The following is a 13,282-nucleotide window of genomic DNA, read 5'->3' on the forward strand; positions in this document are numbered from 1 at the left end:
GCGTTTTCTCAAGCCGCGTGGACGGGAATCAGGCGCTGTGCGGCACGGCGTGCCTCGGCATCCCAATGCAGCACGGCATCCAGCGTATCTGCTGGCGGTGCGCCAAGGGCCACCATCACCTCTTCCACAATGCGGGAGATATCCAAAAAGCCGATCTGTTCATGCAGGAAGGCATCAACCGCAATTTCATTGGCAGCAGAAAGAATGGCAGATGCTGCCCCACCCTTACGCAGAGCCTCACGCGCAAGGCGCAGCGCGGGAAAGCGCACTTCATCCGGCGCATAGAATTCCAGCTTGCCAAAAGCTGCCAGATCCAAACGCGGAGACGTGGTGGCCATACGCTTGGGCCATGTGAGTGTGTGGGCAATGGGGATACGCATATCGGCAGAGCCCATCTGAGCAATCAGGCTGCCATCTGTGTACTGCACCATGCCGTGCACCACAGATTGCGGATGCACCAGCACATCAATCTTGTTTTCCGGCAGGTTAAAAATACGGGCGGCCTCAATAACTTCCAGCCCCTTGTTGAACATGCTGGCAGAATCGATGCTGATTTTGGCCCCCATGCTCCATGTTGGATGCTTGAGCGCCTGCGCACGGGTGGCCACGCGCATTTCTTCCAGCGTGGAGGTGCGGAACGGCCCACCCGATGCGGTGAGAATAATTTTTTCAACCTGATCAATCTGCCGATCGGCCATAGCCTGAAAAACAGCGTTGTGCTCAGAATCCACAGGCAGCAGCGTGGCACCCGCTTCCTTTACGGCACGTAGCATCACATCACCGGCGCACACCAAGGCTTCCTTGTTGGCCAGCGCAATGCTTTTGCCGTTTTTAACCGCTGCCAGCGTAGGCTCTAGCCCCGCAGCACCCGTAATGGCAGCCATTGTCCAATCTGCCGGAAGGGCTGCGGCATCAATAACCGCCTGACGGCCACAGGCTACTTCCGTGCCGCTGCCTACCAGCAGGGTTTTCAGTTCTTCAAACGCGCTTTCATCCGCCAGAACGGCCAGTTCTGCCTTTAAGCTGCGGGCCTGCTCTGCCAATTTGGCAGCATTTTTGCCCCCCACAAGCGCCCGTACCCGAAACTGGTCTCGCGCCTGCTCCAGCAGATCTACGGTTGAACAGCCAATGCTGCCTGTGCTGCCCAGAACGGTTACGGTTCTCATGCTTAACGTCTTTCCAAACCTGAAAATACAAACGGCGGTAGACCGCCCAACAGGCGGCCACACCACCTATTGGCCCTACCCCGGCAGATGGCCTGCCAGAGCCCTTAAAATGGTGCGTGCGCCCACTGCCCAAAACGGCATGGAAGCTCCCGCACATACAGAAACCAGTGCAGCCACAGGTGCAGCCACCACCAGTCCATCAAACCGATCCAGCAGCCCACCATGCCCCGGCAGCAGCTTGCCCGAATCTTTCACGCCCAAGGCACGCTTCATCGCGCTTTCGGCCAGATCCCCCGCTTGAGCGGAAATACCCAAAATGCCACCCCACACCAGTGCGGAACCCACGCCACCTAAGCCGGAAAGTGTGGCAACAATACCGCCGGTTGCCACAGCGCCAACCAAGCCGCCAACAGCGCCGGAACGTGTTTTACCCGGAGAGATACGCGGTGCCAGTTTGGGGCCACCAAAAATACGCCCAGCCACGTAGGCCGAACTATCGCTGGCCACCACAACGGCAATCACAAACAGAACGGGCCAGAAGCTACCCTGCCGGAGCCACAACAGCGCGGTGCCTGCCAGAATAATCACGCACATAATGGCACAAAGCGGGGCACCAAACACCAGAGAGCTGATGCAGAAAACGCTAAAATAGGCCCAATGCCCAGTAGCCGCAGAAAGCCCCGCGCACACGGCCCACAGCAGATACAGCACGCCGCGCCAGCTTTTAACGGAAAGCCCAAACAGGGCTGCGGCCTCTACCGCCATGCCGCCCATCATACCCAGAATAAGGGCATCATACGCCAAGCCGCCCAAGCCGATGCACGTGCCAGCCACAGCCACCAATACGGCGGCAGACATCAGCCGTGGGCGCAGATCACGCCAAGCCGAGGTATCCTGCGCGTTCGTGCTCATGCCGGGCCTTGCGGGCGGGCGCCAAAGCGCCGCTCTCGTTGGGCGTACTGGTCTAGCACCATCGCAAAATGTCGTTCGTTAAAATCGGGCCAGAACACGTTCAGAAACACCAGTTCGGCATACGCGCTCTGCCACAGTAGAAAGTTGGAAAGCCGGCATTCACCACTGGTGCGCACCACCACATCGGGGTCTGGCACGCCGCTGGTCCAGAGAAAGTTGGTGAATACGCTTTCTGTAATCTGTTCTGGCGCAATGCGGCCATCCTTGGCCTCCTGCGCCAAACGCTGCGCAGCCTGCACGATATCCAGCCGCCCACCGTAAGAGAGCGCCAGAATAAGCGTGAGCTTGCTATTGCCGCGGGTTAAGGATTCGGCCTGCGCCAGTTCTTCCCGCAAGCTGTCATCAAAACGGGCCAGATCACCAATAAAGCGTAGGCGCACGCCTTCCTTATGCAGTTCCCGTACCTTGTGGCGCAGGTAATACCGCAAAAGGCCGGTGAGGTCTGAAACCTCCTCCTGCCCGCGCGCCCAGTTTTCTGATGAAAACGCATACAGCGTTAGATACGCCACACCACGCTGCATGGCTGCGCGCACGCAACGGGCCACGGCTTCCGCCCCTGCCCTGTGCCCGGCAAGGCGCGGCAGGCCGCGTTCGCGCGCCCAGCGCCCGTTTCCATCCATGATGACAGCAACATGGGTTGGAATTGCCGGTTTTTTATCAGTTAGCCGCGTGGACATAACAGGCAGGGTTCCACCCCATTAACGTGCACAAACACATCCGAAGAAGCACCAATACTGCCTCAGACCTGTTTGATTTCCTTGTCTTTATCGGCCAGCATGTCATCAATTTTTTTCACATACTGGTCGGTCAGTTTCTGAATGGCGTCAGACCAGGTTTTAACATCATCCTGGCTGATTTCACCTTTCTTTTCAAAGCCCTTGGCTTTGTCCATGCCATCACGGCGCACGCCACGCACGGCCACTTTGCCGCCTTCTGCATAACGGGCGGCAGCTTTTGCCAGCTCGTTACGGCGTTCTTCCGTCAGCTGCGGAATGGGCACACGAATGGTCTGGCCTTCACCCGCCGGGTTCAGGCCCAGACCGGAATCACGGATAGCGCGTTCTACGGCGCCAGCCAGTGCACGGTCCCACACCTGCACGGTAATCATACGGGCTTCTGGTACAGCAATGGAGCCAACCTGTGTAAGCGGCACTTCACCGCCATAGGCTTCCACCCGCACAGGTTCCAGCAAAGCCGGGCTTGCGCGGCCAGAGCGCAGGCCGGAAAAATCACGGCGCAGGCTATCCAGCGCGCCATCCATACGGCGCTTCAGGTCATCCAGCAGAGCATTCAAGTCAGACACGGTGTTTTCTCCCGTTGCATCCTACAGCAGGGCATGGCCTTACATGCCCCGTTCAGTTTGTCGGTCATTCTGGTGGCATAGGCGTGCCAGAATGATGCGGCGCTTTTCAGGCGGCTTCGATAATCCGTGTGAAAGGTCCTTCATTGCGCATCACACGCGGGAAGGCCCCTTCCGCGCCAATATTGAAAACAATGATAGGCAGACGGTTTTCACGCGCAAGGCTAATGGCGGCGGCATCCATCACGTTTAGCTGGTTGGCCAGCACGTCCATGTATGTCAGCTCTTCATAGCGCTTGGCGGAAGGATCTTTTTTAGGGTCTGCGGAATACACGCCATCTACCTGCGTGCCTTTCAGCAGCATGTCGCATTCCATTTCCGCAGCACGCAGGGCGGCGGCCGTATCCGTGGTAAAGAACGGGTTGCCTGTGCCTGCGGCAAAAATAACCACACGCCCTTTTTCCATGTGCCGCACGGCGCGGCGGCGGATATATGGCTCCGCAATGGAGGACATATGGATGGCGGACATCACCCGCGTTGCAATCTGCTCGCGCTCCAGCGCGTTTTGCAGCAACAGTGCGTTAATAACGGTGGCCAGCATACCGGCGTAATCACCCTGCGCACGGTCCATGCCCTTGGCGGCTGCCGCCAGCCCGCGGAAGATGTTGCCACCCCCCACAACAAGGCACACTTCCGTGCCGGAACGCACCACTTCGCCAATATCATGGGCAATGCGTTCTACCGTCTGCTGATCCACTCCGAAGGCGCCATTCCCCATCAGGGCTTCCCCCGACACCTTGAGCAACACGCGTTTACGGCTTGGCTTTTCGCCTACAGAAGCAGTCATTGGCCCTCGATCTTGCAGAAAGTCCCACACAGATCCCACACCGTATGCAGATACGGCGAGATCGCCCCCTCTTATCCTTCATGGCCCACGGCCACAAGCGCCCATGCGGTAGTTTATGGTACGTCGTCCAGACCAATGGCACGCAAACGCGCGCGCTCCTCATCCCATCCACCGCGTTCCTTTACGTTCAGAAACAGGTGGCAGGGGCGTTCCAGTAGGCTGGAAAGCTGCTTGCGTGCGCGTTCCCCAATCTGGCGAATTTTTTGCCCGCCATTGCCGATCAGAATAGCTTTGTGCCCCGCGCGGGAGACATAGATGGTGGCATCTATGCGCACAGATCCATCTGGCCGTTCCTTATAGCTTTCGGTTTCCACCGTGGCGCTGTAGGGCACTTCCTCATGCGTTTGCATAAAAATCTGCTCACGCACCAGTTCGGCAGCTAAAAGCCGATCTGGCAGGTCTGTCAGATCATCTTCAGGGTACAGATACGGACCTTCGGGCAGGCTTGCGGCCAGCTTATCCAGCAAGTCTTCCACACCATTGCCGGTGCGTGCGCTTACCATGAACACATGCTCAACGGGCAGCTTTTCCGTAATGGAAGCCGTAAGCGGCAGCAGGGCTGTGGCAGGCACAAGATCGGTCTTGTTCAGCACCAGCCAGACCTTGCGCTTGGTTTCTGCCAGACGCTCGATAATGGTCTGCACCGCTTCTGTCAGCCCGCTGCGAGCATCTACCAGCAGCAGCGTGATGTCTGCATCTTCGGCACCCGTCCAAGCCGCAGCCACCATGGCGCGGTCCAGCTTGCGGCGGGGGCGGAAAATTCCCGGCGTGTCCACCAGCAAAATCTGGCTATGCCCGCGCATAAGAATGCCCAGAACCCGAAAGCGCGTGGTTTGCGCCTTGGGAGAAACGATGGACAACTTGGCCCCGGCCATGCGGTTAAGAAGTGTTGATTTGCCTGCGTTTGGCGCCCCCACAAGGGCAGCAAAACCGCAGCGCGTGGTATCGTCAGCCATGCTGGGCTACCCCTCCAGTTTTTCTAGTAAATCAGCGGCGGCGGCACTTTCCGCAGCACGTTTGCTGCCTGCCCGGCCTTCACCAAACAGGCCACCCGCTGTAACGCGCACCACAAACAGCGGTGCGTGAGAGGGGCCATCTGCCCCTATTGTTTCATACACAGGCAGACTTTGCCCACGGCCAAGCACCCATTCCTGCAATGCGGTTTTAGGGTCCTTGGGCGGATGCGCCTGTGCATCCAGCGCAGATTTCCACCAGTCCCGCACCATCTGGCGTGCAGGCTCCAGCCCGCCATCCAGAAAAACCGCACCAAGCACGGCTTCCAGCGCATCGGCCACTACGTTGGCGGCCGTTTGCACACCAGCGCGGGCTTCATGCGCGGCAACGGTAAGAGACTGCGGCAGATCCAGCCTATCCGCAATTTCTGCCAAGGACACGCGAGAGACCAGATGCGCCAGCCGAGAACCCAGCGCGCCTTCCTGCTCGTTGGGGAAGCGCTCTAGCAGCCATTCAGCCATCAGCAGACCCAGAACGCGGTCACCTATAAATTCCAGCCGCTCGTTAGAGCCTGCGCCCTTGGCTTTCTGCCGCTTGCGCCCGCCTGCCTTCTGGTGCGCGGCGGAACGATGCGTAAGCGCCTCCTGCAACAGATCAGGATTAACAAAGCGATAGCCCAAGCGCACTTCCAGCTCTTCCAGCCGGAAACGTGCGGCATCGGACATGTTGTTTGGTTTTCTCACGATACGCCCCGCAGAATACGCGCCCAGCGGATTTCAGCCGGCCAGTACCAGACCTGCCAGAACGGATGGGAAGACTGAACCGAGAAGAAGATACGCTGCGCCCGGCCTACCAGATTTTCCATGGGCACAAAGCCCAGATCCTTGGGGCCATCACCCATAAAGCGGCTATCGGCGCTGTCATCCCGATTATCACCCATAGCAAAGAAGTAACCCGGCGGCACAACATATTCAGGCGTGTTGTTCTGCGGGCCTTCATCCGTCAGCTTAAGGATATCGTGCTTCACCACCGTGCCGTTGGCGCTGCCGGGCAGTTGCTCGGTGCAGGCTTCGCCTTCCATATCCACCTGCGTTTCATCCCGCGTGGTGTAGTTATGGGGGTTCAGGCACGGCACTTCCTGCCCGTTCAGGATCAGATGGCCGTTGGTGACCTGAATGTGGTCTCCCGGCAGGCCCACAATGCGCTTGATGTAATCAACCGATGTATCTTTGGTGTAGCGGAAAACAGCTACATCACCCCGATGCGGTTCCGCCCCAAAAACACGCCCTTCAAACAGGTTGGGTGAGAACGGGAAGGAATATTTGGAATACCCGTAGCTGAATTTGGACACCCAGATGTAATCCCCCACCTGTAGGGTTGGGATCATGGAGCCCGATGGGATCACAAAAGATTCAAACAGGAAGGTGCGCACCACTGTCACCACCAGCACCACCGTTATGATGGTGCGCAGGGAGTCCAGCACGGTATTTCCGCCCTTTTCGGGCTTGCTTGCCCCGGTGGTGGGAGGATGTTCCGGTGTGCTCATACGCTGTCTCGCCCGTTCCTGCGGTTCAGTAAAAAAGAAAAATCCGGCGGATCAAGCCGTGCAGGGCGCTGGATGTCAAGGCAGGTGTTCATGCCTTGCGGGCTGATACCAGCACCTGTGCCAGCGCGTATGGGGGCTCATCCGTCATGCTCAGCACAATATGGGGCACAGTGCCGGGGGGCATAAGCTGCGCCAGTTTTTGTGCGGCCGCCCCGGTAAGCACCAATGTTGGCTGGCCGGATGGCAGGTTATGCACGCCTATCTGGCTATGCGCCACCCCTTGCGCAAAGCCGGTGCCCAATGCTTTTGCGCAGGCCTCTTTCGCGGCCCAGCGTTTGGCATAGGCCCCAATGCGTGCCTGGCCGGATCTGCTTTCTGCCTTTGCGCGTTCCTGCTGGGTAAACACGCGCTGCGTAAACCGATCTCCAAACCGTTCCAGGGCCTGAGCAATCCGCCGCATATCGCACAGATCCACTCCGGCGGAAATCAGTGTCATGATTTCACCCTGTCTGCCTGCGTAATGCCGGGAGCCGCGCGTAGGCTAGCGATAACCGAGGAGAGATGGCGCAGATCGCGCACTTCCACATCCACAAGAATTTCTGTGAAATCAAGCTGGCGATGCACGATTTTGAGGTTCACCATTGCTGCATCGGATTTGGAAATGGAGTTGGTGATGTTGGCCAGCACGGCGGCCTCGTTTTCCGCCACAATGCTGATACGGCCAACCCGCATCTGCCCGGCGCCGCCAGAGCGGGCCATGGCATCGTAATCCCAATCCACATCCAAAAAGCGCTCTGGCGTTGCGGAAAAACTTTCCAGCGTCTGGCAGGTGCGGGTGTGAATGGTCACACCACGGCCTGTAGCCACCACGCCCACAATTCTGTCCCCCGGTAGGGGATGACAGCATGCGGCGTAATGCACGGCCACACCGGCACCCAGCCCCACCAGCGGCACAGCAGCGTTGGAAGAGCGGCGACCAGAGCCACCACCTGCCCCACGCGCACGCGGCCCCGCAGTACCCAGCACGCCCGGCAGGCCAGAGAGCATACGCGGCACACGCTGCACGCGCTTGAGTTCGGGGTACGCTGTATGCACCACGTCCCGCGCGGCCAGATTACCCGCGCCCACGGCCACATACAGATCTGTCAGCGAGCTTTGTTTGAGCGGCTTAAGCGTGGTTTCCAGAATCTTTTCAGAGCCATCCACACCTTCCTGACGGAAGGCTTTAGCCAGTGCGGCGCGCCCACCATCCAGCGAGACCTGACGCTGCTGCTGTGCCACATAACGGCGGATACGTGCGCGCGCCTTGCCGGTAACAACAAACCTTTCCCACGAAGGAGAAGGCGCGCCGCCACGGGCCGTCATGATTTCAACCTGATCGCCGTTTTCCAGCTCATGCCGCAAGGGCATCAGGCGACCATTGATTTTGGCCCCCACACAGGTATCACCCACATGGCTGTGCACGGCGTAGGCAAAATCTACCGGAGTGGCCCCACGTGGTAGGGAAATAAGCTGACCCTTGGGCGTGAAGCAGAAAACCTGATCCTGATACAGTTCAAGCTTGGTGTTTTCCAAAAACTCATCCGGGGCGGATGAGGCTTCCAGAATTTCCAGCAGATCCTGCACCCAGCGGGGGCGACGCAGGCCGCCATAGCCGCCCTCTTCCGTGCCGGAGCCTTCCTTGTAGGCCCAGTGCGCGGCCACACCGTTTTCTGCCACATCGTGCATATCCTGCGTGCGGATCTGCACTTCAATCTTCTGGTTGCGGGGGGAGCGTAGCGTCACCCCCGTATGGAGGCTCTGATATCCGTTGGCTTTGGGGGTGGAGATATAATCCTTAAACCGCCCCGCTATCATGGGGTAGGCCGCGTGCACGGCGCCCAGCGCCATGTAGCAATCCTCCCGCGTATCCACGATCACACGGAAAGCCATGATGTCTGAAAGCTGCTCGAACGCCACATTGCGGCGCTGCATTTTCTCCCAGATAGAATAGGGAGATTTCTCGCGCCCCGAAACCTGAACATTTTTCAGCCCGGCTGCATGGCACAGGCGCAGCAGTTCACGCCGCACTTCTTCAATAACATCCGCACCCTGCCCGCGCAGATAGTTCAGGCGTGTGCGGATGGTGGCATCGGCTTCTGGCTCAAGCTGCGCGAAGGACAGGTTCTGCAACTCTGTCTTAACGCGGTCCATACCAATGCGCTCGGCCAGCGGCGCATAGATATCCAGCGTTTCACGCGCAATGCGCTGCCGCCGGTCCTGCCGTTCCACAAAATGCAGGGTGCGCATGTTGTGCAAACGGTCTGCCAGCTTGACCAGCAGAACGCGGATGTCCTTGGACATGGCAAGCACAAGCTTGCGGAAGTTTTCCGCCTGCTTGGTGCGGTCTGATTGCAGCTCCAGCCGGGTAAGTTTGGTAACACCATCTACCAGATCGGCCACTGTGGGGCCAAACTGCGCCTTGAGCGTATCGTAGGTAACGCCGGTATCTTCTATGGTGTCGTGCAGCAAAGCAGTGCAGATGGACTGCACATCCAGCCGGAAGCGGGCCAGAATCATGGCCACGGCAAGCGGATGGGTTATGTACGGATCACCATTATCGCGCTTCTGGTTTTCGTGCGCCTTGTAGGCCACGGCAAAAGCGCGGCGAATGCTGTCTACATCCGCCTTGGGTGCGTAACTGAGCACCCGGTTAACCAGACGTTCACAGTTCAACTCACTCCGCCCGCCATTTTCTGCGGCGGGAACCGGAGCGGTGTTTTCTTCTACTGGAGCGTCCGTTTTAACAGGCTGCATGATCCCCTCCCCCGAGTCCTTAACGGAAACCGGAACCGGAGGGGAATGATCGCCGCCCGTATGCGCCACCCGAATTACCGACGTGCGCGACCGGTAAGTGCAGCTTCAATAGCCCGCACATCATCAGCAGCTTCTTCTTCTGCAGAAACTTCCTGCAAGCCAAAGATGTTCTGCTCGGTGGGAACCAGATCCTGCACTTCTTCTTCCACGGGTTCGGGCTCGGGTTCACGGGCCTGAGAGCGGATCAGATCATTGCGCAGAGCGGGCAGAGAGACGGTTTCGTCTGCAATTTCACGCAGAGCAACAACGGGGTTTTTATCGTTATCCCGATCAACTGTCAGCTCTTCCCCGCGGGAGATATTGCGGGCGCGCTGTGCGGCATAGACCACCAGTTCAAAACGGTTCGGGACCTTTTCCACACAGTCTTCAACGGTGACGCGGGCCATTGCGGAGAGCCTCCAGACAAGTTTCAGCTTATAGATGCTTACAGGAACAGAAAGAGTATATTACCGCATCCGCCCCGCCTACGAAAGAGTTTATTCCTTTGCGGGCTGTATTTCCTGCCCTGCAACGCCTTTAAGCAGGGTATCCAGCCCCTTGCCGGTTGTGGGGTCTTTCCATTCCGGCGCAACATCGTGCAGGGGGTACAGCACAAAAGCGCGCTGGGTTGCGCGGGGGTGCGGCAATATAAGTCGCTCTGTATTTAGCTGTATATTGTCTATTGAAATAATATCCAAATCAAGCGTGCGCGCTGCATTTGGCACGGAACGTACACGCCCCAACCGCGTTTCCACCCCTTGAAGCGCATCAAGCAGGGCCAGAGGCTCCAGCGTGGTGCGGCAACGCACAACCCCATTCACATAAGGAGGCTGCCCAGATGGTGGCACAGGTGCACTTTCATACCAGCGAGAAACAGCCTCAACCTCCAATTGGGGTAGGTTTTTCAAGGCCTGCACGGCTTGTTCACATGTCTGGCGCGCGCTTAATCGCAAATGCGGAAGATTCGCACCTATCGCTATCAGCACTAATCTGGTATTCATTTCCGACATCGTTATAAACCCGCTCCCGCAGCTAATTCTGCCACATTTGATGGATATCGTTATCCGATGATCTTACCATTCTTTCTAGCAGAACCGAAAAGACCTCAGACCATTTCATAATAATGCCCAAAACAGCACCCCAAAGTATTTAGAGGAAACCCACTATGAACCTTCAGAAAACCGAAAAGACCTGCCTTTTCATTGATGGCTCCAGCCTTTATTCTACATCCCGCAGCCTTGGTTTTGATGTAGACTATAAAAAGCTGTTGGATTTCTTTGCAGCAAAAACACACATCATCCGCGCTTATTATTACGCTGCCATTTTGGATACGGAAGATTACTCCCCGCTTAAGCCCCTTACGGACTGGCTTTCCTATAACGGGTATTTTCTTGTCACCAAACCTGCGCGCGAATTTACCGATTCCACCGGCAAGCGCCGCGTAAAAGGCAATATGGCCATAGAAATTGCCGTGGACATGATGGAAATGGCCCCGCATATCGACCACGCCATTCTGTTCAGCGGCGATTCCGATTTCCGCCGCGTGGTGGAAGCCGTGCAGCGGCAGGGCACGCGGGTTTCCGTTGTTTCCTCCATGCGCTCCACCCCGCCGTTGATTGGGGATGATTTGCGCAGGCAGGCTGACCAGTTTCTGGAACTTTCCGCTCTGGCTGGCAACTTTACCCGTAGGCAAACAGAAAACCCCCGCCCCGTGCGCACCAATGCCCCACCCGTGCGCCACCCGGCAGACCAGATGAGCGAACCGGATGAAGATGATCCGCTAAGCTAAGCGCACCATGCAAATGCCACCTTCCAACAGAGGGTGGCATTTTTTTTCATCTGCGTGCAAAACTCTCAAGTTGTCTTGCCGTTATTTAACCGTCACCATTGTTGAAGCCCTTTTGTTACAAGGGTGAACCGACATAGTAATTTGCCGGAGTTTTTATATGCCCTCATGTTCTGAAGCCAGAAGCAGCCTTCTTTCCCTGCTGCGTGGCGTTGAGCACTTCAACACCGAAATTTTCCCTGCCAAGAAAGAACTGTTTGCCAGTCTGGCAAAAGGGCAAGCACCAGAAGCTCTGTTTATTGCATGTGCAGATAGCCGCATTAACCCCAACCTGATTACCCAGACAGGGCCGGGTGATCTGTTTATTCTGCGCAACATTGGCAACCTTGTGCCCGCATATGGTGAAATGCTGGGTGGTGTGTCCTCCGCAGTGGAATATGCTGTTCTGGGCCTTGGGGTTTCCACCATTATTGTGTGCGGCCATTCTGATTGCGGTGCCATGAAGGCCCTGCTGGAACCAGAAAAGAACGGGCTGGATAAAATGCCAACCGTGCGCAAATGGCTGCGCAATGCAGAAGCCGCTCGCGCGGCCACGCTGCACACCTTTACGGGCGAAGATGTTGGCCCCGCCACCGTGCGCTCTGTTGCAGAACAGAACGTGCTGTTGCAGTTGGCCCATTTGCGTACGCACCCTGCCGTGGCCGCTGGTCTGGCAAAGGGCACGCTGTTCCTGCAAGGGTGGTTTTATGATATCGGCACCGGTGAAATTACGGTGCTGGATGAACAAACACGTAAAAGCCTGCCCATTAAAACTGTTATTACACAGATGGAAGAAAAAGCCGCCTAAAGGCCCTTCGTTCTTCTTCTCTGCACTTGTTCTGGTTGCGTGTTGCCTGAGTTTTACTTCGGCAACCGCAGCAGACACACTTAAACTCAGCACATGGAATTTAGACTGGCTGCTTGATCCGGTACATCCCAGTTACGCACAAGCACCGCCAGATATTCCCCATCGTACCTCTGCCGATATTTCCACCCTTGCCAGCTATGCCGCCCATTTGCACGGCGATGTTGTGGCCTTGCAGGAAGTAGAAAGCCCCGCCAGTGCCGGGCAGCTTTTTCCATTCGCGCATTATCGCCTTGCTATCAGCCAAGACCATATATTGCAGCATACGGCGTTGGCTGTGCGGGCAGATATTCCGTTTGAACAAAACCCGGATGTTACGGCGCTGGATGCCTACGCAACAGCCCCGGCCACGCACCATCACTTACGCAGTGGGCTGGATATTACGCTGCACCAGAATGGGCAGGCCCTGCGTATTCTGGTTGTGCATCTTAAAGCCGGATGCCCAGATAACCTGCCCCATGCTTCCCGCCCTGCCTGCACAACCCTTTGGCAGCAATTTGCCGCACTGGATGATTGGGTGGCCGACCGCACCCAACACCATGAAGCCTTCGCCATTATGGGAGATTTTAACCGCCACCTTACGGTGCATGATCCGCTATTTCTTACGCTGTTACGCATTGCACCGCTGGATCTGGCAACCGCTGGCATGGCAAGCCCATGCCAAGGTGGCAGCTATTTTATAGACCACATTATTCTGGGTGGGGCCGCACGGGCATGGAAAGTCCCTAACTCCTTACGCGTGATACCTTTGGCGGAGGAAACCGGGCAAAACCTTTCCGATCACTGCCCCGTTTCCATCTCACTACGCCTGCCATCCACCAATCAGCCGCCACAGCCTTAGCACGCCCCAAAACAAAAAAAGCTGCCGCACCCAAAGGATGCAGCAGCCTTATTTTGCAAGCTATGCGCCTG

Annotated in this window: 15 protein-coding genes; 3 read left to right on the plus strand and 12 right to left on the minus strand. The window is 57.3% G+C overall.

The window, feature by feature from the left end:
• Nucleotides 1-8: 8 nt before the first annotated feature.
• The 12 genes from dxr to folK form a co-directional block, all read right to left on the minus strand.
• The gene (dxr, locus tag FCN51_RS16130; RefSeq protein WP_160256347.1) at nucleotides 9-1,166 is read right to left on the minus strand and encodes a 1-deoxy-D-xylulose-5-phosphate reductoisomerase; all 1,158 of its coding nucleotides are present in this window, start codon (nucleotides 1,164-1,166) and stop codon (nucleotides 9-11) included.
• A 75-nt stretch (nucleotides 1,167-1,241) separates the two neighbouring features.
• Entirely contained in the window at nucleotides 1,242-2,078 is an 837-nt protein-coding gene (locus tag FCN51_RS16135) for a phosphatidate cytidylyltransferase (RefSeq protein WP_160256348.1), read from the minus strand.
• A complete protein-coding gene (gene uppS, locus FCN51_RS16140; protein WP_003629090.1) occupies nucleotides 2,075-2,815 on the minus strand; it encodes a polyprenyl diphosphate synthase in 741 nt (246 codons plus the stop codon). Before uppS ends, FCN51_RS16135 begins: the two co-directional genes overlap by 4 nt.
• A gap of 62 nt (nucleotides 2,816-2,877) precedes the next feature.
• Entirely contained in the window at nucleotides 2,878-3,399 is a 522-nt protein-coding gene (gene frr, locus FCN51_RS16145; RefSeq protein WP_044583078.1) for a ribosome recycling factor, read from the minus strand.
• Between the two features lie 148 nt (nucleotides 3,400-3,547).
• Complete coding sequence (pyrH, locus tag FCN51_RS16150; RefSeq protein WP_003622547.1) at nucleotides 3,548-4,285, minus strand: UMP kinase; 738 nt, start codon at nucleotides 4,283-4,285, stop codon at nucleotides 3,548-3,550.
• A 113-nt stretch (nucleotides 4,286-4,398) separates the two neighbouring features.
• Complete coding sequence (gene era / locus FCN51_RS16155) at nucleotides 4,399-5,301, minus strand: GTPase Era (RefSeq protein WP_003622545.1); 903 nt, start codon at nucleotides 5,299-5,301, stop codon at nucleotides 4,399-4,401.
• Nucleotides 5,302-5,307: 6 nt separating this feature from the next.
• A complete protein-coding gene (gene rnc / locus FCN51_RS16160; RefSeq protein ID WP_003622542.1) occupies nucleotides 5,308-6,024 on the minus strand; it encodes a ribonuclease III in 717 nt (238 codons plus the stop codon).
• 14 nt (nucleotides 6,025-6,038) lie between these two features.
• Nucleotides 6,039-6,845 (minus strand): signal peptidase I, encoded by an 807-nt coding sequence (gene lepB / locus FCN51_RS16165; RefSeq protein ID WP_003622540.1) that lies wholly within the window; start codon nucleotides 6,843-6,845, stop codon nucleotides 6,039-6,041.
• Nucleotides 6,846-6,933: 88 nt separating this feature from the next.
• Entirely contained in the window at nucleotides 6,934-7,341 is a 408-nt protein-coding gene (acpS, locus tag FCN51_RS16170) for a holo-ACP synthase (protein WP_003622537.1), read from the minus strand.
• Nucleotides 7,338-9,710, minus strand: a complete 2,373-nt coding sequence (locus tag FCN51_RS16175; protein ID WP_201762594.1) for a RelA/SpoT family protein — start codon at nucleotides 9,708-9,710, stop codon at nucleotides 7,338-7,340. Before FCN51_RS16175 ends, acpS begins: the two co-directional genes overlap by 4 nt.
• A 5-nt stretch (nucleotides 9,711-9,715) precedes the next feature.
• A complete protein-coding gene (gene rpoZ, locus FCN51_RS16180; protein WP_003622533.1) occupies nucleotides 9,716-10,087 on the minus strand; it encodes a DNA-directed RNA polymerase subunit omega in 372 nt (123 codons plus the stop codon).
• Between the two features lie 90 nt (nucleotides 10,088-10,177).
• Nucleotides 10,178-10,690, minus strand: coding sequence for a 2-amino-4-hydroxy-6-hydroxymethyldihydropteridine diphosphokinase (folK, locus tag FCN51_RS16185; RefSeq protein ID WP_160256350.1), 513 nt, complete (start codon nucleotides 10,688-10,690; stop codon nucleotides 10,178-10,180).
• 155 nt (nucleotides 10,691-10,845) lie between these two features.
• On the opposite strand from folK, the gene FCN51_RS16190 reads away from it, so the two are divergent.
• From FCN51_RS16190 to FCN51_RS16200, 3 genes are all read left to right on the plus strand, one after another.
• Nucleotides 10,846-11,469, plus strand: coding sequence for a LabA-like NYN domain-containing protein (locus tag FCN51_RS16190; protein ID WP_160256351.1), 624 nt, complete (start codon nucleotides 10,846-10,848; stop codon nucleotides 11,467-11,469).
• A gap of 157 nt (nucleotides 11,470-11,626) precedes the next feature.
• Nucleotides 11,627-12,313, plus strand: coding sequence for a carbonic anhydrase (locus FCN51_RS16195; RefSeq protein ID WP_003622524.1), 687 nt, complete (start codon nucleotides 11,627-11,629; stop codon nucleotides 12,311-12,313).
• On the plus strand, nucleotides 12,246-13,211 hold the full coding sequence (locus FCN51_RS16200) for an exonuclease/endonuclease/phosphatase family protein (protein WP_160256352.1): 966 nt from the start codon (nucleotides 12,246-12,248) through the stop codon (nucleotides 13,209-13,211). Before FCN51_RS16195 ends, FCN51_RS16200 begins: the two co-directional genes overlap by 68 nt.
• The last annotated feature ends 71 nt before the right edge of the window (nucleotides 13,212-13,282 follow it).

The sequence above is a fragment of the Acetobacter pasteurianus genome (genome assembly GCF_009914215.2).
In the GTDB taxonomy this organism is placed as follows: Bacteria; Pseudomonadota; Alphaproteobacteria; order Acetobacterales; family Acetobacteraceae; genus Acetobacter; species Acetobacter pasteurianus.